Raw genomic sequence first — 23,691 nt, 5'->3', positions numbered from 1 at the left:
GAATGGACAAGTACATTGGAAAACGGCTGGACGGCCGCTACCTGGTGGAGGAACTCATCGGCATCGGCGGGATGGCCAACGTCTACAAGGCCACCGACTTGCTGGAGCACACCACCGTGGCCGTCAAGATCCTCAAGGACGAATTCGCCGAGAGCGACGAGTTCCTGCGCCGGTTCAAAAACGAATCCAAGGCCATCTCCCTGCTGTCGCACCCCAACATCGTCAAGGTCTTTGACGTGAGCTTCAGCGAAAAGGTCAACTACATCGTCATGGAGTACATCGACGGCATCACCCTCAAGGAGTACATCCAGCAAAAAGACATCCTCCCCTGGAAGGACGCGGTCCACTTCATCACCCAGATCCTGCGGGCCCTGCAGCACGCCCACGACCGGGGCATCGTCCACCGGGACATCAAGCCCCAAAACATCATGCTGCTGCCCGACGGCTCCCTCAAGGTGATGGATTTCGGCATCGCCCGCTTTGCCCGCAGCGAGAACCGCACCATCACCGACCGCGCCATCGGCTCGGTACACTACATCAGCCCCGAGCAGGCCCGCGGCGACGAGACCGACGCCAAGGCCGACCTCTACTCGGCCGGGGTCATCCTCTTCGAGATGCTCACCGGCCAGCTCCCCTTCGAGGCGGACACCGCCGTGTCGGTGGCCATCAAGCAGATCTCCGATCTGCCGGTCTCCCCCCGCCAGCTCAACCCCGACATCCCCGAGGGGCTGGAGGAGATCACCCTCAAGGCCATGCAGAAGGATGTGGACCGGCGCTACCAGTCCGCCTCCGAGATGCTCTCGGACATCGAGGAGTTCAAGCGCAACCCCTCCATCAGCTTTCAGTACAAGTACTTTGTGGACTCCGAGCCCACCAAGTACATGGACGTCATCAAGGAGGTGCGCACCGAGCAGGAGGAGCCCGCCCCCGAGAAGAAGGGCGGCAAGAAGAAAAAGAAGAAGGGCTTTTTCTCCATCTTCTACAAAGACGACGGCAGCCGCAACAACATGGCCATCCTCGCCGGGATCGCCAGCGCCTTTCTGGTGGCGGCCATGCTCCTCATCGGGGGGATGGCCATCTTCTCCACCGGCATCTTCGGCGGCCGGGTCGCCGCCCCCAACTTGGTGGGGATGAGTTTGGAGGACGCCAAGGCCAAGTACCCCGACTTCAAGTACAAGGAGGGGGACCCGGTCTTCAGCGACGAGATCGAGGCCGGGCTGATTGCCGAGCAGAGCCCCAAGGGCAATGCCCGGATGAAGAAAAACGGCACCATTGAGGTGCACCTGAGCCAGGGCCCCGAGGTGTTGGTGGTGCAGGACGTCTATGGGATGGAGGCCTCCGCCGCCGAGGCGGCGCTGCGCAAGCAGGGCCTCAAGCCGGTCATCGAGCACAAGAAGAGCGACAGCGTGCCGGTGAACTTTGTCATCGAGACCAACCCCGCCAAGGGCACCGAGGTGCAGAAGGGGGACGAGATCACCATCTACGTCAGCCAGGACGAGGACACCGAGGAGCAGGTGAAGGTGCCCCTCCTCTCGGGCACCGACAAGGCGGGCGCCGAGTCGGCCCTCAAGGGCGTCGGCCTCACCCTGGGCAAGGTGACCGAGGTGGAGAGCGACAAGCCCAAGGGCATCGTGGTGGGGCAGGACCCCGCCAGCGGCACCGAGGTGGACGCGGGCACCATCGTCAACATTGAAATCAGCAAAGGGCCGAAGGAGCCTGTAAAGGTTAGTTTTTCGATTCCCTTGCCGACACAAATCGATGATAGTGTGAACCTGACAATCTATATTAATGGCACTGAAAAGGTCAATAAAAATGTTTTGCCAAGTAAGGCCAAGAGTGAGCAAATGACAATCTCCGGGCTAGAAAGTGATATGCCGGTTACAGTTACCGTCAAAATAGATGGAAAGAACTATCAGGAGTATAAAGTAAACTTTGCGACCGGAAAGGCTGAGTTGGTACCAGGAAGTGACCATTCTGGTGACTTCAAACCCACTCCCCCCACTTCTTCCAGCCAGTCGGCGGCCCAGGGCGGGAACGCCGGCGGCGAGGTGAAGGGGTAAGATGCCGAAGGGACTCATCTGCAAGGCCATCAGCGGGTTTTACTACGTCGAGAGCGGCGGCAGGACCTACGCCTGCCGGGCCAAGGGGGCCTTTCGCAACCAGCACATCAAACCCCTGGTGGGGGACTGGGCCCTCTTCACCCCCGAGGGGGAGGGCGGCCGGGTGGAGGAGATCCTCCCCCGCAAAAACAGCTTCATCCGCCCCCCGGTGGCCAACATCGACCAGTTTTTCTTTGTGGTCAGCGCCTGCAGCCCGGCGCCCAACCTCTTTGTGCTCGACAAGCTGATTTCCATCGCCGAGTACAAGGGGGTGGAGCCGGTCATCGTCCTCACCAAGCTGGACATGGAGGAGGCCGACCGCATCGCCGCCATCTATCAAAGGGCGGGCTTCCCCGTCCTGCGGGTGGACTACCGCTCCGGCGGCTGGCGCGCCCCGTTGGAGCGCTGCCTGCAGGGCAAGGTCTCGGCCTTCTGCGGCAACTCGGGGGTGGGCAAGTCCACCCTCATCAACCACCTGGGGTTCACCCCCGAGATCGAGACCGGGGAGATCAGCGACAAGCTGGGCCGGGGGCGGCACACCACCCGCCAGGTGGAGCTCTACCCCCTGCCCTTTGGCGGCTATCTGGCCGACACCCCCGGCTTTTCCGACGTGCAGCTGCACCGGCAGGAGCAGATCCTCAAGGACCAACTGCCCTACACCTTTCGGGAGATGGTCCCCTACCTGGACGACTGCCAGTTCACCGGCTGCTCCCACACCTGTGAAAAGGGGTGCGCGGTGCTGGCGGCGGTGGCCGCGGGGGAGATCCCTCCCAGCCGCCACGAGAGCTATTGCGCCCTCTACGAGGCGGTCAAGGACATCGCCCCCTGGGAGCTGGAGGGCGGCAAAAAATCGTGATTTATCTGGGTCGGGGCCGCCGGGCGACGGCGGCCCCGACTGGTTGAGAGGGGAGAGAGAAGCGGTGAAAGAGCGCTGTGTGGTGGTGGGGGCGGCCCCCCTGGAGAGCGACCGGGTCCTGGGGCAGATCGACCCCGCCCGGGACTATGTCATCTGTGCCGACGGGGGGATCGACCACCTGCGCCGGGTGGGCCTGACCCCCGACTTGCTGATGGGGGACTTGGACTCGGCCAGCAGCCCCCCGGAGGGGGTGGAGGTGGTGGCCTTTGACCCGGTGAAGGACGACACCGACACCCACATCGCCCTCAAGCGGGGGCTGGCCCTGGGCTACCGGGACTTTTTGCTGCTGGGCTGCACCGGCGGGCGGCTGGACCACACCCTGGCCAACCTGCAAAGCATCTATTTTCTCAAGCGGCAGGGGGCCGACGGCTGTCTGCAAGACGACCGCCACCGCATCTTCTTTATGTGGGAGGAGGAGCGGGAGATCCCTCGGGAGGACTACCGCTACCTCTCCTTCTTCGCCTATGGGGGCGAGGCGGCGGGGGTCACCCTGCAAGGGGTCAAATACCCCCTGTACGAGCACCTGCTGACCCCCGACTTCCCCCTGGGCGTCAGCAACGAGATCACCGGAAAAAGCTGCAAAGCAGCGGTCAAAAAGGGGTGTTTGCTGGCCGTTTTGGCCAGGGAGTGAACCCCCGGCGGCCCTTTTGTATATACTGGTACAACAGCGGAAAGGGCGGTGGGGCGGATGCGCGGCAGGAACAGGGTCATCAAGCTCATTATGGTGACGTTGGGAGCGGGGCTGCTGCTGTCGTTTTGCCTCACCGCCGGCACTGCCGTCATCGCCATCGCCCTGGTGCTCATCGCCCTGGGGTTGCTGATGCAGAATTGACAGGAGGGTTTTTTGATGCAGGTGGTCGTGATCAAGAGTTCCAAATTTATGTCGAAAATTCTGAAGAAGATCTTCAAGATCAAACCCGAGCAAAACTGAAGTGGGGAAGGCCTCTGCGGGGGCCTTCCCCCTTTTGCGGCCCCAGGGAGGGGGGACAAGCCCGGCCCTGCAGCGGCCCTGGGGGCGGATGAAAAAGATTTGTGAATTGGGCGCTTTCCCTTTACATTGGTGCCGCAAATAGAGTAGAATATAGTTTGAAATATACTGGGTGGGAGTGTGTGAGAAGCAATGGAACTGAAGTACAAGAGGATCCTGTTAAAGCTGTCCGGCGAGGCGCTGGCAGGCGATAAAAAGATGGGGATCGACTACAACATCGTCACCGACATCTGCAAAAACATCAAGATGTGCACCGAACTGGGCTGCCAGGTGGCCATCGTCGTGGGCGGCGGCAACTTCTGGCGGGGCCGCTCCAGCGGCGAGATGGAGCGCACCCGGGCCGACCACATGGGGATGCTGGCCACCGTCATCAACGCCCTGGCCCTGGCCGACAGCCTGGAGCAGCAGGGGGTGCCGGTGCGGGTGCAGACGGCCCTGCCCATGCAGCAGGTGGCCGAGCCCTACATCCGCAACCGGGCGGTGCGCCACCTGGAAAAGGGGCGGGTGGTCATCCTGGCCTGCGGCACCGGCAACCCCTTCTTCTCCACCGACACCGCCGCCGCCCTGCGCGCCGCCGAAATCAACGCCGAGGTCATCTTCAAGGCCACCATGGTGGACGGGGTCTACGACAAAGACCCCAAAAAGTACCCCGACGCCGTCCGCTTCGACCGGGTCTCGTTCTCCCGGGTGCTGGCCGACTCCCTGGGGGTCATGGACTCCACCGCCGCCTCCCTCTGCAAGGACAACAGTCTCCCCATCCTGCTCTTTGACTTGAGCGATCCCTACAACATTGTCCGCGCCCTCTGCGGCGAGGACATCGGCACCCTCGTCAGCGAGGACTAGCAGCGAGAGATCCCCCCGAAAATAATCAGGCGGCCCCGCCGCCTCACAGGAGGTAGCTTTTCATGAGAGAAGAGTATGCAGTTTACGAGAAGAAGATGGGCAAGTCCATCGGCGTGATGGAGGGCGAGTTCGCCGCCATCCGCGCCGGCCGCGCCAACCCCGCCGTCCTGGACAAGGTGACGGTGGACTACTACGGCGTGCCCACCCCCATCGCCCAGATGGCCGGGGTCTCGGTCCCCGACGCCCGCACCCTGCTGATCCAGCCCTGGGACGGCTCGACCCTCAAAGCCATTGAAAAGGCCATCCTCGCCAGCGATTTGGGCATCACCCCCAACAACGACGGCAAGGTCATCCGCATGGCCTTCCCCCCGCTGACCGAGGAGCGCCGCAAGGAGATCGTCAAGTCGGTCCACAAGCTGGAGGAGGAGTGCAAGGTCGCCATCCGCTCCATCCGCCGGGACGCCATCGACAAGTTCAAGGCCCAGAAGAAGGCGGGAGAGCTGTCTGAAGACGACCTGAAGGACCTGGAGAAGGGGATCCAGAAACTCACCGACACCTACTGCGACAAGGCCGAGGCCGCGGCCAAGGCCAAGGAAAAAGAGATCATGGAGATCTAGCCGGTGTTCTTTCAAAAGAAGAAACGGCTTCTCGCGAAACCGGATTTTGACAACCTGCCCCAGCACATCGGCTTTATTATGGACGGCAACGGCCGCTGGGCCAAGCGGCGGGGGCTGCCCCGCTCTGCCGGGCACCGGGCCGGGGCCAAGACCTTTCGGGACATGGTCCGCTACTGCAAGGACATCGGCATCAAAAACATGACCGTCTACGCCTTCTCCACCGAGAACTGGAAGCGCCCCAAGGAGGAGGTGGAGGCCATTATGGACCTGCTGCGCAGCTACCTGAAAGACGCCTTTGACCACCGGGAAGAGGAGGTGCGCTGTCTGATTTTGGGGGACACTGCGCCCCTGGCGCCGGACATTGTCGCCCTCATCAAAAAGCTGGAGGACGAGAGCCGCGACTGCAAGCAGATGACCCTCAACATCGCCCTCAACTACGGCGGCCGGGCCGAGATCACCCACGCCGTGCGCGAACTGGCCGGCCAGGTGCAGCGGGGGGAACTGGCCCCCGGGGAGATCACCGAGGACGCCATCTCCGCGCACCTCTACACCGCGGGCCAGCCCGACCCGGACTTGATCATCCGCCCCAGCGGGGAGTACCGGACCTCCAACTTCCTGCTCTGGCAGTCGGCTTACAGCGAACTGGTGTTCATGGATGTGCTGTGGCCCGATTTCACCCGCCGCGACCTGGACCGCGCCATCCTGGAGTACCAGAACCGCGACAGAAGGTTTGGAGGGGTATAATTTTGGCAACCAGAATCATCAGTGCGGCGGTGGGCCTTGTCCTGCTGGCGATCGCCGTGCTCTTTTACGGCACCCTGGCCTTTAATGTCATCGTGCTGCTCATCACCCTCATCGCCCTGCACGAGATTTTCGGGGCGGTGAAACTGCACAACAAATTTGGGATGTACGGCTGGTGCGCCCTCTTTGCGGCCTTTGTGCTGCTCTACGACAAAATGCCCCCCACCGGGGCCATCCACCTGACGGCGGGGCTCTTCGTCTTTACGGCGGGGATGGCGGCCTTTGCGGTCTTTCACTTTGCAGACATCCCCTTTTCCAGCATCGCCATCGTCTATATGGAGACCATCGCCATCCTCTTCGGCTTCTCCTCCACCCTGCTCATGCGCAGCGTCTTTCCCCAAGACGGGCTCTTCTATCTGATCGCCGCGCTGGGCTGCGGGTGGCTGGCCGACACCGGGGCCTATTTTTCGGGCCGGCTCTTCGGCAAGCACAAACTGGCCCCCAACGTCAGCCCCCACAAGACGGTGGAGGGCTCGCTGGGCGGCCTGCTCACCAACGTGTTGGCCCTCTGCCTCATCGCCTGGGGCTACCACCGCTTTTTGGGCGGCGGGCCCATCTCCTATCCCCACCTGATCGTGGTGGCCACCGTAGGCGCCCTGGCGGGGATGTTGGGGGACCTGGTGGCCTCCAGCCTCAAGCGGCAGCAGGGGATCAAGGACTACGGCACCATCATGCCCGGGCACGGGGGGATCATGGACCGATTTGACAGCGTCATCTTCACCCTGCCCACGGTGCTGCTGCTCTCCTATTACCTGCCCATCGTCCTGCGCTAGGGCGGGGGCGAAAGGAAGGCTTTTTCATGTGCGCTAAAAAAGTAACGGTGCTGGGCTCCACCGGCTCCATCGGCACCCAGGCCCTGGACGTCATTGAAAAAAACGGCTATGAAGTGGTTGGCCTTTCGGCCAACTCTTCTGTTTTAGAGCTGGAAAATCAGGTGCGCCGGTTCCGCCCCCCCTTCGCCTGCATGGTGGACGAGCGGGCGGCGCGCGCCCTGCGGAACGCCCTGCGGGACACCGACACCAAGGTCCTGGCGGGGGTGGACGGCCTCTGCGAACTGGCCGCCCGAGAAGAGGCCGACGTGGTCCTCAACTCGGTGGTGGGGATGGTGGGGCTTCGCCCCACCCTGGCCGCCATCGGGGCGGGCAAACCGGTGGCCCTGGCCAACAAGGAGACCCTGGTCGCCGGCGGCAAGCTGGTGACCGAGGCCGCCCGGGCCAAGGGGGTCCCCATCCTCCCGGTGGACAGCGAGCACTCGGCCATCTTTCAGTGCCTGCAGGACCGCCACTCGGCCAAGGCCCTGAAAAAGGTCATCCTCACCGCCTCGGGTGGCCCCTTCTTTGGCAGGGGCCGGGAGGAGCTGGAGAAGGTGAGCATCGAGGACGCCCTCAACCACCCCAACTGGTCTATGGGGGCCAAGATCACGGTGGACTCCGCCACCTTGATGAACAAGGGGCTGGAACTCATCGAGGCGGCCTGGCTCTTTGACAAGACCCCGGACGAAATCGAGATCGTTGTCCACCGGGAGAGCGTTATCCACTCCCTGGTGGAGTTCGACGACCACTCGGTGCTGGCCCAGTTGGGGGTGCCGGACATGCGCATCCCCATCCAGTACGCCCTGACCTACCCGGAGCGGCTCCCATCCCCTGTAAAGGAACTCTCCTTGACAGACTATCCGACCCTCCACTTTGCCAAGCCCGACGTCGAGACCTTCACCTGCCTAAAGACCTGTATCGAGGCGGCCCGGCGGGGGGGACTCGCCCCCTGCGCCATCAGCGGCGCCAACGAGGAGGCGGTGGCCCTCTTTTTGGACGGGAAGATCAGCTTTTTGGAGATCGGCGAACTGGTGCGGGGGGCCATGAATACTGTGCCCCGCGCAGACGTATATTCTTTAGAGGATGTGCTGCAGACAGACGCACAGGCGCGGGCCTATGTCCGCGCACAGGCGAGGTAGCCAAAAGCGGCTTTCGGCCCTCGCTCATCAGTTGGAAGGTGAACTATGAACATCGTTTTTTCGATCCTCTTGGCAGTCCTGATGTTCGGGCTGATCATCATGATCCACGAGTTGGGGCATTTCATCACCGCCAAACTCGGGGGGATCAAGGTCAACGAATTTGCCATCGGCATGGGGCCGACCCTCCTCAAGCGGCAGAAGGGGGAGACCACCTATGCCCTGCGGGCGGTCCCCATCGGCGGTTTCGTGGCCATGGAGGGGGAGGACGAGGACAGCACCGACGAGCGGGCCTTCTCCCGCCGCCCGGTCTGGATCCGCATCCTGGTGGTGATCGCCGGGGCCCTGATGAACCTGGTGTTGGGCTTTGTCATCCTCATCATCCTCACCTCGGCCTCCAAACTGGTGCCCACCACCACGGTGGCCAAGTTTGACGAGACCTCCCTCAGCGCCCAGTCGGGGCTGCAGGTGGGGGACGAGGTGCTCTCCATCAACGGCCGGCGCATCTACATCGCCAACGACATCGACTTTGAGCTGATGCGGGACAAAGACGGCTATGTGGACATGACCGTTCTCCGCGACGGCGAGAAGGTCACCCTCACCGGGGTGCAGTTTGCCCTGGCGCAGGACGACAACGGCAACCAGTTTATCAGCCGCGACTTCTGGGTGCTGGGGGTCCCCAAAACGGTGGGCGGGGTGCTCAAGGAGTCGGCCCTCAAGACCGTCTCCATCGGGAAGATGGTCTGGGTCTCCCTGCTCGACCTCATCACCGGCAACGTGCCCATCTCCCAGGTAGCCGGCCCGGTGGGGACGGTGGACATCATCAACCAGGCGGTGAGCATGGGCTGGGAGACCACCCTCAACATGCTGGCGCTGCTGACCATCAACGTGGGCATCTTCAACCTGTTGCCCATCCCGGCGCTGGACGGGGGACGGCTGGTCTTCCTCCTCATCGAGGCGATCCGCCGCAAGCCCATCAAGGCCAAGTACGAGGGCTTTGTCCACGCGGCGGGGTTCCTACTCCTCATCGGCTTTATGCTCTTTGTGACCTACAGCGACATCACCCGAATATTTGCCCGCTGACCGGTGGGCTGAACACAGTTGCGGGGACCGAAACCGGCCCCGCACCAATTTTACATAGAAGAGGGACAAGCTCATGGAGAGAAAAAAGACCCGCACCCTGCAAATCGGCTCGGTCAAGATCGGCGGCGGCGAGGAGATCGCCGTCCAGTCGATGCTCTGCGCCCCGGCGGCGGATGTGGAGGCCAACGTAGAGCAGGCCAAGCGCCTCTTTGCGGCGGGGTGCGACATCATCCGGGTTGCCGTCCCCGACCGGGAGTCGGTGCGGCTCATCGGCGCCATCAAGGCGGCGGTGCCCACCCCCCTGGTGGCGGACATCCACTTTGACCACCGGCTGGCCCTGGCGTCGGTGGAGGCGGGGGTGGACAAGGTCCGCATCAACCCCGGCAACATCGGCGGCAGGGAGCGGGTGCAGGCGGTGGCCGACGCCTGCAAGGCCCACGGCGTCCCCATCCGCATCGGGGTCAACGGCGGCTCCCTGGAAAAGGAGATCTTGCAGAAATACGGCGCCCCCACCGCCCCCGCCCTGGTGGAGAGCGCCCTCTACCACATCTCCCTGCTGGAGGAGTGCGGCTTTGCGGACATCGCCGTCTCCCTCAAGTCCTCCAGCGTCCCCACCATGATCGAGGCCTACCGGCTGATGTCCCAGCGCTGCGACTACCCCCTCCACCTGGGGGTCACCGAGGCGGGGACCGAGCGGATGGGCCTCATCAAGTCGGCCGTCGGCATCGGCTCCCTCCTCTGTGACGGCATCGGCGACACCATCCGCGTCTCCCTCACCGACGACCCGGTGAAGGAGGTGCGGGCCGCCCGGGACATCCTCAAGGCCCTGGGGATCGGCAAGCAGGGGGTGCGGGTGGTCTCCTGCCCCACCTGCGGGCGCACCCAGATCGACCTGATCTCCCTCGCCAAAGAGGTGGACCGCCTGGTGGAGGGGATGGAGAAGGACATCACCGTGGCGGTGATGGGCTGCGCGGTCAACGGCCCCGGCGAGGCCAGAGAGGCCGACATCGGGGTGGCCGGGGGAGACGGCTGCGGCCTTCTCTTCCGCAAGGGGGAGATCCTCCGCAAGGTGCCGGAAGACCAGATCCTCCCGGCCCTGATGGAGGAGATCGAGCGACTGTGATATGTTGGGCGGCAGGCTCTCTGGCCCTCCGCCCTTTGTGAAGCAAAAACCGGCCCCGCGCGCTGCGGGAAGTGACCAGGAAGGAAGCCGCCATTGAGCCAGTATTTTTTTGAACAGCTGGGGATCGCCAGGGGGGAGATGGAAGACCTCCCCGCCGACATCCTCTCCATCGCCGTGGACCGCCGGGAGAACCGGTTGGAAATCGCGGCCCGCTTTGCGCAGCCGCTGCCCTATGCCACCTGCAAGCTCCTGCAAAACCACCTGAAGGGCCAGTTGGGCTGCGAGGCGGCCCTCGTCCCCACCTTTCCGGCAGAGGAGCCGGGGGAGGCCCTCTTCGAGCTGGTGGCCGAGTACGCCAAAGAGGGCAACTCGATGCTCGACTGCATCCTCTCCCGCTCCCACATCCGCTACGACGGGGGGGAGAACGCCTACGTGCTCGAACTGGAGCAGGGGGGCAAGCACATCCTGGCGGGGCTGGGGTTTGAGCAGAAGTTTTGCAGCCAGTACCGGCAGCTCTGTGGCGAGGGGGTGGCCCTAGTCGTGGTGGGGGAGGACGCGCCCCCGCCGCCCCGCCCGGCGCCCGACGCCCCCGCCCCCGCCCTCCAGCGCCCGGCGCGCCCGGCGGCTGCCGCCAGGGCAAAGGCGCCCGCCGCCAAGCCGTCCAGGGCCACCGTCTCCGGCGGGGAGGAGATCCTCGGCAAGAAGATAAAGCCCGGCCAGGTGACCCCCTTGGGGGAGCTCAACAGCGACTTCAACGACATGGCGGTGCTGATCCGGGGCAAAATCTTCGACATCGAGAAGAAGGAGATCCAAAACGGCCAGCGGCTGGTGGTGCAGCTGGACATCACCGACGGCACCGGTTCGATGACGGTCAAGACCATCAAGGAGCCGGCCAAGCTGGAAAAGGTCATGCAGCTGGGCAAGGGCGACAGCATCCTGGTGCGGGGCAAGGTGGTCTACGACCGCTTTGACCGGGACATCAACATCCAACCCTACGACATCAACGAGACCGCCGACCCCATGCAGGGGCGCAAGGACACCGCTCCCCGCAAGCGGGTCGAGCTGCACATGCATACCAAAATGTCCTCCATGGACGGGATGAGCGAGGCCTCCGACCTGATCAAACAGGCCCACAAGTGGGGCCACCGGGCGGTGGCCATCACCGATCACGGGGTGCTGCAGGCCTTCCCCGACATCATGAATACGGTGGCCGGCATCCGCAAGGAGGACCCGGATTTCAAGGCCATCTACGGGGTGGAGGGGTACTATGTCAACGACGCCACCCCCTGCGTCAAGGGCCCCGACAGCACCCCCTTTGACGGGGAGTTCGTGGTCTTTGACATCGAGACCACCGGGCTGCAGGCCGCCAGCGAGCGGATCACCGAGATCGGCGCCATCCTCCTGAAAAACGGGGAGGAGGTGGACCGCTTCTCCACCTTTGTCAATCCGGAGAAACCCATCCCCCCAAAAATCACCCAGCTCACCGGCATCGACGACACCATGGTGCGGGACGCCCCCAGCGAGAGGGAGGCGGTGGGGGAGTTCCTGGCCTTCTGTGGGGACCGCACCCTGGTGGCCCACAACGCCGATTTCGATACCGGCTTCATCGCCGCCGCGGCCGCCCGCCACGGCCTGCCCTTCAAAAACACCTACATAGACACGGTGCTGCTGACCCAGATGATCCACCGGGACCTGCGCAACTACAAGCTGGACACGGTGGCCAAGTACCTGGAACTGCCCCCCTTCAACCACCACCGGGCCACCGACGACGCCAAGGTGCTGGCCGACATCCTGGTGCGGCTCTTTGCCACCCTGCGGGAGCGGGGGCTACGCACCACCGGGGACATCAACACCTCCCTCTCGGGAGCCGACCCCAAGAAGCTGCACTCCTACCACATCATCCTGTTGGTGCGCAACAACACCGGCCTGAAAAACCTCTACAAGCTGGTGTCCGAGAGCAACCTGGACTACTTTTTCCGCCGCCCGCGGATGCCCCGCAGCCGCATCAACGCCCTGCGGGAGGGGCTGATCATCGGCAGTGCCTGTGAAGCGGGTGAACTTTACAGAGCGATCGCCGACGGCAAACCCTATGAAGAGCTGCTGAAGATCGCCGACTTCTACGATTTCCTCGAGATCCAGCCCCTGGGCAACAACATGTTCATGGTGCGCAACGGCTCGGTGAGCGACGTGGGGGTGCTGCAGGAGCACAACAAGCTCATCTGCCGCCTGGCCAAAGACCTGGGCAAGCCGGTGGTGGCCACCGGGGACGTGCACTTTTTGAACCCCGAAGACGCCATCTTCCGGGAGATCCTCATGACCGGGCAGGGCTTTAGCGACGCCTCGGAGCAGGCGCCCCTCTACTTCAAGACCACCGACGAGATGCTGGAGGAGTTTGCCTACCTGGGGCGGGAGCTGGCCGAAGAGGTGGTCATCGACAACCCCGGCAAGATTGCCGACATGGTCGAGCAGATCCGCCCCATCCCCATGGGCACCTTTACCCCCACCATCGAGGGGGCGGAGGAGGATCTGGTGCGCATCACCAACGACCGGGCCAAAGAGCTCTACGGCGACCCCCTGCCCGATTTGGTGCGAAAGCGGCTGGACAGGGAGCTGGACTCCATCATCAAACACGGGTTTGCGGTGCTCTACATCATCGCACAGAAACTGGTCTGGAAGTCGGAGGAGGACGGCTATCTGGTCGGCTCCCGGGGCTCGGTCGGCTCCTCCTTTGTGGCCAGCATGGCCGGCATTTCGGAGGTCAACCCCCTGGTGCCCCACTACCGCTGCCCGGCCTGCAAGTACACCGAGTTCTTTGACGACGGCAGCATCGGCTCCGGCTTTGACCTGCCGGACAAGATCTGCCCCCAGTGCGGCGCCCCCCTGGTGGGGGACGGCCACGACATCCCCTTTGAGACCTTTTTGGGCTTCAACGGCGACAAGGCCCCTGATATCGACCTGAACTTCTCGGGCGAGTACCAGGCCAGCGCCCACAAGTACACCGAGGAGCTCTTCGGCAAGGACCACGTCTTCAAGGCCGGCACCATTTCCGGCATTCAGGACAAGACCGCCTACGGCTACGTGATGAAGTACCTGGAGGAGAAGGACCGGGTGGTCCACAAGGCGGAGATGAAGCGGCTGGTGCAGGGCTGTACCGGGGTCAAGCGGACCACCGGCCAGCACCCTGGCGGGATGGTGGTCGTCCCCTCCAACCACGAGGTGTACGACTTCACCGCCGTGCAGCACCCGGCGGAAAAGGCCGACTCCGACATCATCACCACCCACTTCGACTTCCACTCCCTCCACGACACCATCCTCAAGCTCGACGAGCTGGGACACGATGTTCCCACCCTCTACAAGCACCTGGAGCGGCTCACCGGCATCCACGTCAACGACCTGCCCATGAACGACCCCCAGGTGTTCAAGCTCTTCACCAGCCCGGAGCCCCTAGGCATCACGGCGGAGGAGTTGGGGAGCGAGACCGGCACCTTTGCCATCCCCGAGATGGGGACCAACTTCGTCCGCCAGATGCTGGTGGACACCCAGCCCAAAAACTTCACCGACCTGCTGCAGATTTCGGGCCTTTCCCACGGCACCGACGTCTGGCTGGGCAACGCAAAGGACCTGATCAAAGACGGCATCTGCACCATCAGTGAGGTGGTGGGGACGCGCGACAGCATCATGGTCTACCTGATGCACAAGGGCTTGGAGCCTAGCATGGCCTTTAAAATCATGGAGATCACCCGGAAGGGCAACGCCAAGAAACTCCTCACCGAGGAGCACTTTAAGGCTATGCGGGAACACGGCGTCCCCGAGTGGTACATCGAGAGCTGCCTGAAAATCAAGTACATGTTCCCCAAGGCCCACGCCGCGGCCTATATCATCGGCGCCATGCGGCTGGCCTGGTTCAAAATCTACCGCCCGCTGGAGTTCTATGCCGCCCACTTCACCGTGCGCGGCGGCGACCTGGACGCCGAGGCAGCGGTCCGCGGCCCGGCCTACACCAAGACCCAGATGGACAACCTCAAGGCCAAGGGGATGGAGCGCTCGGTCAAGGAGGAGGACACCTACGGCACCCTGCAGGTCATGTACGAGATGATGCTGCGGGGGTACGAGTTCCTGCCGGTGGACATCTACAAGTCCGGCGCCACCGACTACCGGCTGGAGGACGGCAAGATTCGGCTGCCTTTCAACTGTCTGCGCGGGCTGGGCGACACCGCCGCCATCGCCCTGGAGGAGACCATCAAAGAGGGGGGCTTCATCTCCATCGACGAGATCCAGACCCGCTCGGGCATCTCCAAGACGGTGGCGGACAGCCTCAAGGAGTGCGGCGCCTTCGGCGACCTGCCCCAGTCCAGCCAGATGACCTTTTTCTGATTTCTCCGCCGTTTGTGTGCGCTTCTACTCGGCAGCCCGCCCCTCTCTGGGGCGGGCTGCTTTTTTGTGCGAACCCCAAGCACACATCGTTTCCCCAGGACCTTCGCACCGGAAAATTGGGTAGCGGAGTGGGGGAAGGGGGGAGGAATGGGGGAACAGACCTTGCAGTTTGACATTTGTTTGTGGAAGTTGTATTGTTGTGGTGAAAGAATGCCTGCCTTTTTGTAGGTGTTTGCTGTCTCGCTCTCACGCGGAGCGAGTGGATTGAAATAGGATGTCCCCACCATCGCCCCAGAAGACCTATGGCGTCTCGCTCTCACGCGGAGCGAGTGGATTGAAATCGAGTTGCCTCCACTCCCAGTCCAAGCTGCTGCCCGTCTCGCTCTCACGCGGAGCGAGTGGATTGAAATTCCTCGTTCGGGATGTACGGCGCAGGGCCGGGAAAGTCTCGCTCTCACGCGGAGCGAGTGGATTGAAATCCTCCCGCATCCCCAATCCCACCCTCCAGCGTCTAGTCTCGCTCTCACGCGGAGCGAGTGGATTGAAATGGATGCTTGCCCGTGCCACCAAGGTGAAGATGGCGTCTCGCTCCCTCGCGGAGCGAGTGGATTGAAATTTGGCGGCTCCCGCCATCCCGCCGAAAACAATCCCGTCTCGCTCCCCCGCGGAGCGAGTGGATTGAAATCATGGGCTCCTTGGAGATCCCACAGAATAGACTGGTTTCGCTCCCACGCGGAGCGAGTAGACCAAAATCTTTCTGCCGATTTGTGAATTGCCATGCTTCCTGCTTTTTAGAGGGCAGCAGGGGACATCCTACCCCCCACAAAGCACGTTCCCATTCCCCCATCAAAAAAGAGAGAGCCGGACAGCATCACCTGTCCGGCTCTCTCTTTCTTACTTCTTCTTGCGGGGCTGGTTTTGCCCTCTCTGCCCGCCCTGTCCAGCGGGTTTTCCCTTGGCCGCGGGCCGTCCCCCCGGCTGTCTGGCTGCGGACTGCCTGGGCGGAGCGGGGCGCTCCCTTCGGGGGGGCCGGGGCTGTTTGGGGGTGGGCTCCAGGATCTCCATGGGGTAGGGGTGGTTCTTGACCACCGGGATCTCCTGCTTGATGAGCTTTTGGATGTCCTTGAGATAGGGGATCTCGTCGAACATGCAAAAGGAGATCGCCGTGCCGCTGAGCCCCGCGCGTCCGGTGCGGCCGATGCGGTGGACATAGGTCTCCGGCTCGTTGGGCAGGTCGTAGTTGATGACGTGGGACAGCTCGTCGATGTCGATGCCCCGGGCGGCGATGTCGGTGGCCACCAGCACCCGGATGGAGCGGTCCTTGAAGGCTTTGAGGGCAGTCTGCCGGGCACCCTGACTCTTGTTGCCGTGGATGGCCTTGGCCTCGATCCCCGCCCGACCCAACTCTTTGACCACCCGGTCGGCCCCGTGTTTGGTGCGGGTGAAAACCAGGGCGGACTCTATTTCCGGCTGCTGGAGGAGGTCGGCCAGCAGCCGCTTTTTGTTGGGCTTGTCCACGTAGTAGAGGGACTGGCTCACCTTCTCGGCGGTGGTGGCGGAGGGGGTCACCGAAACCTTGAGCGGGTTTTTGAGGATGGTGCGGGCCAGCTTTTCGATTTCCGGCGGCAGGGTGGCGGAAAAGAGCAGGGTCTGCCGTTCCTGGGGCAACTGGGCCACCACCCGACGCACGTCGTGGATAAAGCCCATGTCCAGCATCCGGTCCCCCTCGTCGAGGACAAATATTTCCACCTTTTTGAGGGAGATGTACCCCTGTCCGATCAGGTCGTTGAGCCGACCGGGGGTGGCCACCAGGATGTCGACCCCCCGCTGCAGCTTCTCCACCTGCGGTTTTTGGGAGACCCCGCCGAAGATGACGGCGCAGCGCAGGGGGAGGTACTTGCCGTACTGGACAAAATTCTCGTAGATTTGCAGGGCCAGTTCCCGGGTGGGGGTGAGGACGAGGGCGCGGATGGGCGGGCGCTTGCCGCCGCGGTCGGTGCCCAGCCGCTGGAGGATGGGGGCGGCAAAGGCGCAGGTCTTGCCGGTCCCCGTCTGGGCGCAACCGAAGAGGTCCCGCCCGGCAAGCACCGGGGGAATGGCCTTTTCCTGAATGGGGGAGGGGGTTTGGTATCCCATCTCCGCCAGGGCTTTTTGAATGGGGGGAGAGAGTTTTAAATCGACAAATTGCAAATCAGTGTTCCTCTTTTCTGTATGCGGTGGGCGCAGTCTGCGCCCCTTCGTGGGGGAGGGGAAAGCCCCCTGGCAGGAACCAGGGGCGCAGGGAAAAGGTCTTCCCCTCCAGGTAGGCGAGGGGGCTGTCCCCCTCGGGGTGGAGGCGGAGGAGGTAGGCGCAGAGGGCCTGCCGGGTGTAGCGGTCGGTGGGGCCGCCGTACTTGCCGTCCCCCAGCAAGGGGTGGCCGGTGGCGGCGAGCTGGGCCCGTATCTGGTGGGAGCGGCCGGTGAGCAGGGTGATTTCCACCAAGCTGTCCTCCCCCAAGGGGGCGATGACCCGGTAGCGGCTGTGCACCGGCTTGCTGCCGGGCTGGGGAGTCGGGTAGACCTGGGAGCGGTTTTTTCGCCCGTCCTTGACGATGTGGCCCCCCAGTTCCCCCCTGTCGGGGGAGAGGGCGCCGGCGGCCAGGCAGAGGTATCGCTTCTCCGCCCGCCCCTCCCGGATGAGCCGGGTCAGCTCCCGCAGGGCGGCGGCGGTTTTGCCAAAGAGCACCAGCCCCTGGGTGTTGCGGTCCAGCCGGTTGCAGGGGGCGGGGGCAAAGCTGTGCTCCCGCTGGGGGAGATAGCTGCCGTTTTGGATGAGGTGGGCCAGGGCCATCTCCCGCAGGGAGGGGGAGCCGCTGTCGTCCGGCTGGGTGGGCACCCCCACCGGCTTTTCCAGCACCAGCACCTGCGGGTCCTCGTATACTACCCGGCAGGGCTCCAGCGCGGGGGGGAGGGTGAGCCCCGCCCCCCGGCTCTCGCGGGGGGTGACCCCCTCGGGCAGGTAGAGGTCCAACTGGTCCCCCTCCTGCACAAAGGAGGAGAGCTCGACTCGTTTGCGGTTGAGCTTGATTTTTTTCTGCCGGTTCCACTTGTAAAAGAGGGCGGTCGGACAGTCTGGCAGCAGCTTTTTCAGCAGGCGGTCCAGCCGCTGGCCCCCGTCGTTGGGGCCGATGGAATACTGGTACAAAACAGGCGCTCCTCTGTCGTAGCTTTTTTTGTGGGAATGGGGTATAATGGCCGCAAAGCAGCTATTATACCGAGGGCGGCCGGGCAGGCCCGCAAACGCTGTTTGCTCCCTGCCCGATGGCCAACACCACCGCTCGCCTTGCACTTGTGGTATAATGGATGCGCGGCGAACGCTGTCGAATGGGCCCCTTTCGCCCCACTTTGAGGGGGGCGGGCCAAATTCGCATATCTGTCAGTATAACCCAAACGCCGAGAGATTACAAATGCGGCTTTTGCGCCGCTTTTTCCGAGGTGCCTATGAGCGACGAACACAAGGGCCACCGGGACCGCACCCGGCAGCTTTTTTTGCAGATGGGCGGGGAGGGCCTGCCCGACCACATCCTGTTGGAGATCCTCCTCTACTACGCCATCCCCCGGCGGGATACCAACGAGCTGGCCCACCGCCTGCTGGACGCTTTTGGCGGCATCAAGGGGGTGCTGGAGGCCGACGTGGATGAGTTGCAGCAGGTCCCCGGCATCGGCTACAACGCGGCGGTGCTCCTCAAGCTGGTGCTTTCCCTCTTTCGCAGCTATTTAAAGGACATGCAGTCGTTTGAAAACGTCCTCGACTGCACCCAGAAAATCGGGGATTACCTGATCCCCATGTTCATCGGTAAGACCGACGAATCCCTCTATCTGCTCTGCTTCAACGACCGCTACAAGCTGCTTCGCTGCGAGCTGATCGCCCAGGGCATCCACAACGCGGTCTCCATCAACCAAAAGAAGATCGTGGAGCGGGCCGCCCTCTCCAAGTGCAGCCGGGTGGTCATCGCCCACAACCACCCCGGCGGGGTGGCCCTGCCCTCGGACGAGGACGTCCGCTCCACCCTGCAGATCCACAACACCCTCAAGGCCTTGCACATCCAGCTGGTGGACCACATCATCGTCTCGGGGGACGACTACATCTCCCTGGCCGACAGCAACATCTTTGTCGCCCTTTAGGGCGGAGAAAAAGGAGGAAAAAATGATTGACTGGTACCTGGAAAATGACGACACCGAACCGGTGATTCAGGCGCGGGTCCACGCCCGCAGCGAACACCGGGGGGAGCCCCTCGATCTGCCGGAGACGGCGGTCCTCTTCTTTCAGTCCCAGGGGGTGCCCTATCTGCAGGCGCACCATCCCGTCATCACCCTGACGGAAATGCTGCCCCGCTTCCTCTTTCCCACCCCCGTCTACGCGGTGAAGGGGGAGGAGGGGGTCTGTTTTCTGGACGGCGGCCGGGGCGCGCCCCAGGGGGCCGACACGGTGGAGACCCTCTTTGCCCTGGGGGTAAAAAAATTCATCCTGGTGGGCTACTGCGGCTGCTTTGCGGGGGAGGTGGGGCTCTGCGACGCCGTCGCTCCCCCTCGCATCTTGGTGGAGGAGGGGACCAGCCACCACTACCACCCCCGCATTCGCTGGGCTGCCCCTTCGCCGGAACTGCACCGGCAGGCGGTGGCGTTCCTCTCCCCCCGCCTGCGGGTGTGGGAGCAGCCGACGGTCACCACCGACGCCGTCTACCGCCAAACGGTGCGCAAGGAGGCGCTCTGGCGGCAGCAGGGCTGCGTGGGGGTGGACATGGAGGCCTCCGCCGTCCTGAGCGTCAGCCAGTACCTGGGGGCCGAGGCGGTGGCCCTGCTGCTGGTCTCGGACAAACACCCCACCGCCGAGGACCCCACCCCGTGGAGCTGGGGCGTCCGCCGCCGGGTCGAGGCGCGGGACCGCTTCTTTCAGGCGGCCATCGACTTTGCCTTTGCGCAGGGGCGGTAGCATTTTTTAAGAGTTGCTCAGGGGGGCGGTGGGGATGGAAACCGGCCCCCTCCGGGGAAAACGAGCGGCAAAAGGGCGGCAGGTGTCGGGAAAATCGGGTCAGTGCTTTGCCAGTAGCAGGCGTTCAGAGAGGGACGCCTGCTTTTTTGTGGGAGCGGGCCGGAACATCCAAGCGCTGCCGGAACAGGGGGCAGACGGACAATTTTGCGTCCATTTTGCGGGTTGCAGGGCGGTACACAGACAGCGGGTGCGGGAAAGGGCGGCAACGATCCCCCTGTCTTTTCATTTCTTCATTGATTTATGCGGAAAATCATACGGGGTTTGGTGACTGATTTCCCGTATGATCAGAAAAAAGGAGGAGTGGACTGTGCACAGGATGGAAGCCTATTTCAGGCTGGCGCTGATTTTTACCGCGGTGTTGGCAATTTTGTATCTGCCGGTTTTGTTTTACTTGAAAAAGCGGGGGAAGAGCATTCCCCGGCAGGTTGGCTATCTGGGGCTGATCTGCTCCCTCTTTCTCATCGCTTTTGCGACGATTTTCTTTACCCCCATAACCTTTCAGCCGGAGACCCACACCCTCAACCTGATCCCCTTTGTATGGCTGGGAACGGGAGATGATCTCTATCCGCTCATCGTCGAGAAAATCCCCAACGTTCTGCTCTTTATTCCGCTGGGGTTCTTTCTCCCCGCCGTCTTCAAAGGGTTGAGGCGGTTTTCAAAAGTCGCCCTGGTCACGTTTTTGACGACCTTCAGCATTGAGTTTTTGCAGTTCTTTATCGGGCGCTCTTCGGATATCGACGACGTGATTGCCAACTTTTTGGGTGGGGTGATCGGCTACCTGGCGTTTCGGCTGTGCGACCGACTGTTTCGCAGCCGAAGGGGCTGGAACAGCCTGTTGGCGCGCTGTTGAGGCAGGGCGCCTCGCTGCCATTTTCAATCAGCTTCCCCTGTCGGCGGGTGTCATCTGCTGGCAAAGGGCAGATGACATCCGCCGACAGGGCGTGGGATGGGGAGACAAAAGAGCCGGTGGTCGATTGGCCGCCGGCTCTTTCTGTGCCGCTGCCGCCACACCTGTGAAAACGGTCTAAAAAAGGATGATTTGGTTGCTTTGACATTTACAAAATGATACAATAAAAACATACATATCGAGATGTAATTGTGGAGTGGCCGCTGTGGCTGTCAAACACGGCTCGACCGCTCCACACGCTTTGACGACAACACCCCCTTTTGGCAGCTTGACCGGCCGCACCCTTTTGGCGGCGCACCCGGTTGGGCAGCGAGGGGAGCGCGCTCGCCTGCCCTGTCTTTATCTGTGCGGGGCAAACGGGGGAGACATTCCTCCGAAAGCGGACAGCAGAGTGAGAGCAGGTGAGATTCGGTGAAAAAAACGCCGAACAGCGCAGGTCAAACAAGTGGACTGTACCAAAACAGAAAGAGCCTGTTTCGCATGGTGGGGAGCTTGGCCCTGGTGCTGCTGCTGATCGTCGGGATATTGGTCTTTGTCAACAGCATCAACGACAGCCTGCGGGAGGACACCGAGAGCGGCATCAAGAGCATGACCAAGATCGGCGCCGACTACATAGCGGAATATGCCGGGCGGGACCGGCGCTGTCTCGGCGAGCTGTCGGAGATGGTTGCTCTGCTGCCGGAGGAGCGGCTGGTGAACCAGCTTCAGGAATATGTCGAGCAGGGCATCTTCAGCCGTGTCGCTCTGGTGCGGGCCGACGGCAGCGGCCTTTTCAGCGACGGCGGAGAAATCACCCCTGAAACCGATATGCAGTGGGCCCCCTTCCCCGAGGGCAGCGACATCAGCGGCGCCTTTTTTGGCTGGAACGGCAGAAAGCAGGTGGTCCTGCGCGCCGCGACGACCCTGCGCGACGGTTCGCCGGCCATGCTGTACGGCTATGTGGACCTGGAGGACTACTATGTCGCGGCGGCGATGGAGTTTCTCGGCGGCCGCGGTTTTGCCTACATGATCGACGGGGCGAGCGGGGACTACCTGGTCTACACCAAAAATACCGTCGCCCAGAGGACCTACGCCTCCCTCTACGACATGCTGGAAAAGAGCGGGAACCCCGAAGGCTCGCTGCAAAGGGTAAAGGAGCTGGTGGAGGCGGGCCGGTCCGGCAGTGTTGTGCTCAAAATCGAGGACGCCGCCAACTACCTCTACTTCACGCCGGTGGCGGGCACCCCCGGCTGGTACATGACGGCCATCGTGCCGATGGCGGTGATCCAACAGGCCCGCAGTTCCATCCTCTTTCTCATGTCGGTCGTCTGCGCCTTTGTCTTTATCTGCGTGGCGGTCCTCATGCTGATGCTCAACAGCCGAAAGCGGGAGGCAGCCCTCTCGCGGGAGCGGGCGTACCGGGACACCCTCTTCGGTCTGATTGCGGAGAATGTGGAGCAGGTCTTCATGATTTACAACGGCCGCCGCCAGCGGATGGAGATGGTGTTCCAAAACTCCCTTCAGGTGCTGGGACTTCCGGACGATGTCTGTCGGGAAGACCCCATGCTGTTTTTTGGGCGCTGCGAGAGCGATTCTCTGCGGCAGTCTGCCGCCCGGATGATGGGCGGGTCACTACATAAAAACGTGGGGGAGGAGTGCCGGTACCGGCATCCGGATGGGCAGACCCTGTGGGTCAGGGTGCGGATCTTGCGCGTTGGCGGCAGTGCAAACGACAACCGCTACATTGTGGCGGTGGAGGACCAGACGGCCGAGCGGGAAATCAGAAAGGACCTGGACGCCGCCCTGGCGGCGGCGGAGAAGGCCAGCCGGGCCAAGAGCGACTTCCTCTCCGCCATGAGCCACGACATCAGGACCCCCATGAACGCCATTATGGGGATGACCGAGCTGGCCCTGTTGCAGGAAGATTGCCCCGCGCGCATCGGGGAACTGCTGCAAAAAATCAGCAGTTCCAGCCGCTACCTGTTGAGCCTGGTCAACGACATCTTGGACATGAGCCGGATCGAGAACGGCAAGCTGCACATCAAGCTGCAGCCGCTGCAGGTGGAGGAGGAGATCCAGAAGATCTCCACCATCATCCGCAGCCAGGCGGAGGCGCGGAACCAGACCTTTGCCGTCGAAATTGTCGACCTGCGGCACAACTGGGTCTACGGCGACGCGCTGCGGGTGGCGCAGGTCCTGATCAACATCCTGGGCAACAGCGTCAAGTTCACCCCCGTCGGGGGGATGATTTCCTGGGAAATCACCGAGCTGGAGGACGAGCCCGGCTGGGTGCGGATGAAGCAGGTCATCCGGGACAACGGCGTCGGCATGTCCCCGGAATTTTTGCCCCACCTCTTTGACTCCTTTGAGCAGGAGGACCGCGAAAAGAACGGGCGGCTGGGCAGCGGTCTCGGCATGGCGATCACCAAGCGCCTGCTCGACCTCATGGGCGGTACCATCTCGGTGGAGAGCGCGCCGGACCAGGGGACCACCTTTGTCGTCGAACTCCGCTTTCAGATCGCGGAGGGCGGGGCGGGAGTGCAGGTGGAGGGGGCGGGGACACCCGCCGACCACATCCAGGCGCTCCCCGCCGGCACGCGGGTGTTGCTGGCGGACGACAACGGCCTGAACCGGGAGATCGCCGTCGAGATGCTGACCCTCTTCGGCCTGTCGGTGGAGACGGCCGAGAACGGGGCGGAGGCGGTGCAGAAATTTGCCGCCAGCCGGCCGGGATACTACCGGGCCATCCTCATGGACATTCAGATGCCGGTGATGAACGGCTACGACGCGGCCCGCAAAATCAGGGGGCTTTCGCGGCCGGACGCGGGGACGATCCCCATCGTCGCCATGACGGCCGACGCCTTCGCGGAGGATGTTCAGAGAGCCCTCGACGCGGGGATGGACGCACACCTGTCAAAGCCGATCGATTTTGAGCAGCTGTACGCAGTCCTGCAAAATCTCTTGCAGTAGAAAAGGGGGCG

General features: G+C 63.0%; 18 protein-coding genes and 1 CRISPR repeat array. Of the genes, 16 read left to right on the top strand and 2 right to left on the bottom strand.

Going from position 1 to position 23,691, the window contains the following annotated elements:
• Positions 1-2: 2 nt before the first annotated feature.
• The 12 genes from pknB (at position 3) to BN3266_RS11200 (ending at position 14,792) form a co-directional block, all read left to right on the top strand.
• Positions 3-2,060: a Stk1 family PASTA domain-containing Ser/Thr kinase gene (gene pknB, locus BN3266_RS11250; protein ID WP_059005205.1), complete on the top strand. Its 2,058-nt coding sequence runs from the start codon at positions 3-5 to the stop codon at positions 2,058-2,060.
• A 1-nt stretch (position 2,061) separates the two neighbouring features.
• Entirely contained in the window at positions 2,062-2,955 is an 894-nt protein-coding gene (rsgA, locus tag BN3266_RS11245) for a ribosome small subunit-dependent GTPase A (protein WP_059005204.1), read from the top strand.
• A gap of 64 nt (positions 2,956-3,019) precedes the next feature.
• Entirely contained in the window at positions 3,020-3,646 is a 627-nt protein-coding gene (locus tag BN3266_RS11240) for a thiamine diphosphokinase (protein ID WP_059005203.1), read from the top strand.
• Positions 3,647-3,703: 57 nt separating this feature from the next.
• Entirely contained in the window at positions 3,704-3,847 is a 144-nt protein-coding gene (locus BN3266_RS13960) for a hypothetical protein (protein ID WP_021658613.1), read from the top strand.
• 288 nt (positions 3,848-4,135) lie between these two features.
• Entirely contained in the window at positions 4,136-4,846 is a 711-nt protein-coding gene (gene pyrH, locus BN3266_RS11235) for a UMP kinase (RefSeq protein WP_021658615.1), read from the top strand.
• A 62-nt stretch (positions 4,847-4,908) separates the two neighbouring features.
• Positions 4,909-5,463 (top strand): ribosome recycling factor, encoded by a 555-nt coding sequence (frr, locus tag BN3266_RS11230; RefSeq protein ID WP_059005202.1) that lies wholly within the window; start codon positions 4,909-4,911, stop codon positions 5,461-5,463.
• 78 nt (positions 5,464-5,541) lie between these two features.
• Positions 5,542-6,207, top strand: a complete 666-nt coding sequence (uppS, locus tag BN3266_RS11225) for a polyprenyl diphosphate synthase (RefSeq protein ID WP_059005590.1) — start codon at positions 5,542-5,544, stop codon at positions 6,205-6,207.
• Positions 6,208-6,209: 2 nt separating this feature from the next.
• Positions 6,210-7,037 (top strand): phosphatidate cytidylyltransferase, encoded by an 828-nt coding sequence (locus BN3266_RS11220; protein ID WP_059005201.1) that lies wholly within the window; start codon positions 6,210-6,212, stop codon positions 7,035-7,037.
• A gap of 26 nt (positions 7,038-7,063) precedes the next feature.
• A complete protein-coding gene (locus BN3266_RS11215) occupies positions 7,064-8,215 on the top strand; it encodes a 1-deoxy-D-xylulose-5-phosphate reductoisomerase (RefSeq protein ID WP_059005200.1) in 1,152 nt (383 codons plus the stop codon).
• A 45-nt stretch (positions 8,216-8,260) separates the two neighbouring features.
• Positions 8,261-9,295 carry a M50 family metallopeptidase gene (locus BN3266_RS11210; protein WP_059005199.1) on the top strand — a complete coding sequence of 345 codons (1,035 nt, stop codon included), beginning with the start codon at positions 8,261-8,263 and terminating at the stop codon, positions 9,293-9,295.
• A gap of 73 nt (positions 9,296-9,368) precedes the next feature.
• Positions 9,369-10,418: a flavodoxin-dependent (E)-4-hydroxy-3-methylbut-2-enyl-diphosphate synthase gene (gene ispG, locus BN3266_RS11205; protein ID WP_059005198.1), complete on the top strand. Its 1,050-nt coding sequence runs from the start codon at positions 9,369-9,371 to the stop codon at positions 10,416-10,418.
• Positions 10,419-10,511: 93 nt separating this feature from the next.
• Positions 10,512-14,792: a PolC-type DNA polymerase III gene (locus tag BN3266_RS11200; RefSeq protein WP_059005197.1), complete on the top strand. Its 4,281-nt coding sequence runs from the start codon at positions 10,512-10,514 to the stop codon at positions 14,790-14,792.
• Positions 14,793-15,029: 237 nt separating this feature from the next.
• Positions 15,030-15,545: direct repeats of the CRISPR family, unit length 34 nt; unit sequence GTCTCGCTCTCACGCGGAGCGAGTGGATTGAAAT.
• Between the two features lie 141 nt (positions 15,546-15,686).
• Here BN3266_RS11200 and BN3266_RS11195 read toward each other — a convergent pair.
• Positions 15,687-16,982: a DEAD/DEAH box helicase gene (locus BN3266_RS11195; RefSeq protein ID WP_059005196.1), complete on the bottom strand. Its 1,296-nt coding sequence runs from the start codon at positions 16,980-16,982 to the stop codon at positions 15,687-15,689.
• Position 16,983: 1 nt separating this feature from the next.
• Entirely contained in the window at positions 16,984-17,976 is a 993-nt protein-coding gene (locus BN3266_RS11190; protein ID WP_059005195.1) for an RluA family pseudouridine synthase, read from the bottom strand.
• Between the two features lie 296 nt (positions 17,977-18,272).
• Between BN3266_RS11190 and BN3266_RS11185 the strand changes: the two genes are divergently transcribed.
• The 4 genes from BN3266_RS11185 (at position 18,273) to BN3266_RS11170 (ending at position 23,680) form a co-directional block, all read left to right on the top strand.
• On the top strand, positions 18,273-18,956 hold the full coding sequence (locus BN3266_RS11185) for a JAB domain-containing protein (RefSeq protein WP_021658287.1): 684 nt from the start codon (positions 18,273-18,275) through the stop codon (positions 18,954-18,956).
• 22 nt (positions 18,957-18,978) lie between these two features.
• Complete coding sequence (locus BN3266_RS11180) at positions 18,979-19,764, top strand: nucleoside phosphorylase (protein WP_052537588.1); 786 nt, start codon at positions 18,979-18,981, stop codon at positions 19,762-19,764.
• Between the two features lie 376 nt (positions 19,765-20,140).
• Entirely contained in the window at positions 20,141-20,674 is a 534-nt protein-coding gene (locus BN3266_RS11175) for a VanZ family protein (protein WP_075109793.1), read from the top strand.
• Positions 20,675-21,211: 537 nt separating this feature from the next.
• Entirely contained in the window at positions 21,212-23,680 is a 2,469-nt protein-coding gene (locus BN3266_RS11170) for an ATP-binding protein (protein ID WP_059005193.1), read from the top strand.
• Positions 23,681-23,691: the final 11 nt, after the last annotated feature.

The organism is Bittarella massiliensis (ex Durand et al. 2017), from assembly GCF_001486165.1.
Lineage (GTDB): Bacteria > Bacillota > Clostridia > Oscillospirales > Ruminococcaceae > Bittarella > Bittarella massiliensis.
Note: the sequence above shows the minus strand (reverse complement) of the source record. Positions and strands in the feature narration are given on the sequence as shown.

What these genes read in the sequence shown, in the direction of transcription:
- pknB (WP_059005205.1), top strand. Translation starts at nt 3, where the DNA reads ATGGACAAGTACATTGGAAAACGGCTGGACGGCCGCTACCTGGTGGAG.
- rsgA (WP_059005204.1), top strand. Translation starts at nt 2,062, where the DNA reads ATGCCGAAGGGACTCATCTGCAAGGCCATCAGCGGGTTTTACTACGTC.
- BN3266_RS13960 (WP_021658613.1), top strand. Translation starts at nt 3,704, where the DNA reads ATGCGCGGCAGGAACAGGGTCATCAAGCTCATTATGGTGACGTTGGGA.
- pyrH (WP_021658615.1), top strand. Translation starts at nt 4,136, where the DNA reads ATGGAACTGAAGTACAAGAGGATCCTGTTAAAGCTGTCCGGCGAGGCG.
- frr (WP_059005202.1), top strand. Translation starts at nt 4,909, where the DNA reads ATGAGAGAAGAGTATGCAGTTTACGAGAAGAAGATGGGCAAGTCCATC.
- uppS (WP_059005590.1), top strand. Translation starts at nt 5,542, where the DNA reads ATGGACGGCAACGGCCGCTGGGCCAAGCGGCGGGGGCTGCCCCGCTCT.
- BN3266_RS11215 (WP_059005200.1), top strand. Translation starts at nt 7,064, where the DNA reads ATGTGCGCTAAAAAAGTAACGGTGCTGGGCTCCACCGGCTCCATCGGC.
- BN3266_RS11210 (WP_059005199.1), top strand. Translation starts at nt 8,261, where the DNA reads ATGAACATCGTTTTTTCGATCCTCTTGGCAGTCCTGATGTTCGGGCTG.
- ispG (WP_059005198.1), top strand. Translation starts at nt 9,369, where the DNA reads ATGGAGAGAAAAAAGACCCGCACCCTGCAAATCGGCTCGGTCAAGATC.
- BN3266_RS11185 (WP_021658287.1), top strand. Translation starts at nt 18,273, where the DNA reads ATGAGCGACGAACACAAGGGCCACCGGGACCGCACCCGGCAGCTTTTT.
- BN3266_RS11180 (WP_052537588.1), top strand. Translation starts at nt 18,979, where the DNA reads ATGATTGACTGGTACCTGGAAAATGACGACACCGAACCGGTGATTCAG.
- BN3266_RS11175 (WP_075109793.1), top strand. Translation starts at nt 20,141, where the DNA reads ATGGAAGCCTATTTCAGGCTGGCGCTGATTTTTACCGCGGTGTTGGCA.
- BN3266_RS11170 (WP_059005193.1), top strand. Translation starts at nt 21,212, where the DNA reads ATGGTGGGGAGCTTGGCCCTGGTGCTGCTGCTGATCGTCGGGATATTG.